Source organism: Candidatus Sodalis sp. SoCistrobi (assembly GCF_900143145.1).
In the GTDB taxonomy this organism is placed as follows: Bacteria; Pseudomonadota; Gammaproteobacteria; order Enterobacterales; family Enterobacteriaceae; genus SoCistrobi.
The window spans coordinates 1-1888 of sequence record NZ_FRDB01000342.1 but is presented as its reverse complement, the minus strand read 5'-3'; the positions used below and the strand labels follow the sequence as shown (position 1 = coordinate 1888).

Annotated in this window: 3 pseudogenes; 2 read left to right on the top strand and 1 reads right to left on the bottom strand. The window is 56.1% G+C overall.

What is annotated here, in order from left to right:
- Nucleotides 1–110 (top strand): annotated as a pseudogene (locus CINSTRO3249_RS16980) (IS110 family transposase); the annotation flags it as partial.
- Nucleotides 111–366: 256 nt separating this feature from the next.
- Nucleotides 367–1764: pseudogene (locus CINSTRO3249_RS15525) on the top strand (glycoside hydrolase family 15 protein); the annotation flags it as partial.
- Nucleotides 1765–1778: 14 nt separating this feature from the next.
- On the opposite strand, the pseudogene CINSTRO3249_RS17820 reads toward CINSTRO3249_RS15525, so the two are convergent.
- A pseudogene (locus tag CINSTRO3249_RS17820) lies at nt 1779–1888 on the bottom strand (IS110 family transposase); the annotation flags it as partial.

Genomic DNA, 1888 nt, shown 5'->3' with positions numbered 1-1888 from the left:
AAGGAGGTAAAGTAGGCATCTGCGCGGCAATGCGAAAATTACTCCAATTAGCTTATGGTGTCTTAAAATCTGGAATACCCTTCGATGAAAATATAGCTCTTGCATCATGATGAGCAAGACGGTATCTGACTCCCGGGTGGCCTCAAAGACGTTAACCCGCCTGATCATTGAGCTGTGCCCCGGCACGCGTTTTCATTGAGCAGTGCCTCGCCACGCGCTTTCACATCACCCCGGGCGATGTCATCACCTGGCGTTTTCGGGTGCCCTCGCCCGCGGCACCGTTTTGGCCGCTTTCAGCTATCTTTAACACCGTGCCTTTAACCCGCCCGCCTCGAAATGGAGCAGTGCGCTAACTGGATAGCCATCATGAAGACAAATACCAAGATCACGCCACAACGGACAGAGGGATACGCTGAACTCGGCGATTACGCGGCAATTGGTGAAGGGCGATCGGTGGCGCTCATTGCCCCCGACGGCGCCATTGACTGGTGGTGTGCGCCCAATCTTGATTCGGCGCCGCTGTTTGACAGGATCCTGGATGCCGGCAATGGCGGCTTTTTTCAGCTTGAGCCGGTGGGGGCCTATCACATCCAGCGTCGCTACCGGGAAAACAGTAATGTTCTGGAAACCCGTTTTATCACTGAACAGGGGGAAGCGCTGCTCACTGAATCCCTTAATAGCACCCTGGCGGGCCGGCTACCCTGGAGCGAACTGGCCCGGCGGGTGGAAGGCATCCACGGCGAGGTCAATTTCTGCCTGACGCTGCGTATCGGTACCGTGGCTGAAACAATAAGTCCCTGGCTACAAAAAACCCCGATGGGCAACGTCTATCACATCGGCCCTTTGCTGGCGATGCTGCATACGTCGCCGGAAGTGGTATTTTCCCAGTATAGCGACGAAGGGGTGCGCGGACGTTTCCACACCCGTCCCGGTTCCCGTACTCTGATTGCGCTTCTGGCGACGGAAAATGAACCGTTGGCTATTCCGCCGCTGGACAAAATCGATCAGCGGATCGAAACCAGCCACCACGCTTGGCGCGATTGGGTGGACAATTTGGGGTACTGTGGCGTGCACCGCGACCATGTGCTGCGTTCGGCGCTGGCGCTGAAATTTCTTTGGTACTCGCCGAGCGGCGCGCTGGCGGCGGCGGCCACCACGTCGCTACCGGAGGGGTTCGGCGGGAAAAAAAACTATGATTATCGCTATGCCTGGGTACGCGATGCGTGTCTGATAATCAAATCTTTCGTCTATCTCGGCGCGCTTGAAGACTGCAAAGCCGCCTTCTCCTGGCTATCGTCGACGATTATCAGGCACGGCCCCGAAATGCAAACCTGTTACACCCTGACGGGTGAAAATGTGCCGGATGAACGCTATCTGCCGCTGCACGGTTATCGCGGTTCACAGCCGGTACGTGTCGGCAATAACGCTCACGATCAGCGCCAGCTAAGTATGTACGGCGATATGCTCGCCACCGCGGCACTCTTCGTTAATGCGGGGCATATTATCGACATCGCCACTTCTCGTCTGCTGATAGAGTTAGCGAATCAATGCGCGGACCGCTGGCGTTGTCTCGACGCCGGGATTTGGGAGTTGCCAGAACAGCAACACTATACCCATTCCAAAATGGCCTGCTGGCTCGCGCTGGACCGCGCGGTGGCGCTGGCCCACGACGGCCATATCGAACCGACCTGGCAGGAGCGGTGGCAGCGGGAACGAGATCGTATCAGCGATTGGGTCGAAAACCACTGCTGGTCTGACGCCAGATACCGTCTTGCTCATCATGATGCAAGAGCTATATTTTCATCGAAGGGTATTCCAGATTTTAAGACACCATAAGCTAATTGGAGTAATTTTCGCATTGCCGCGCAGATGCCTACTTTACCTCCTT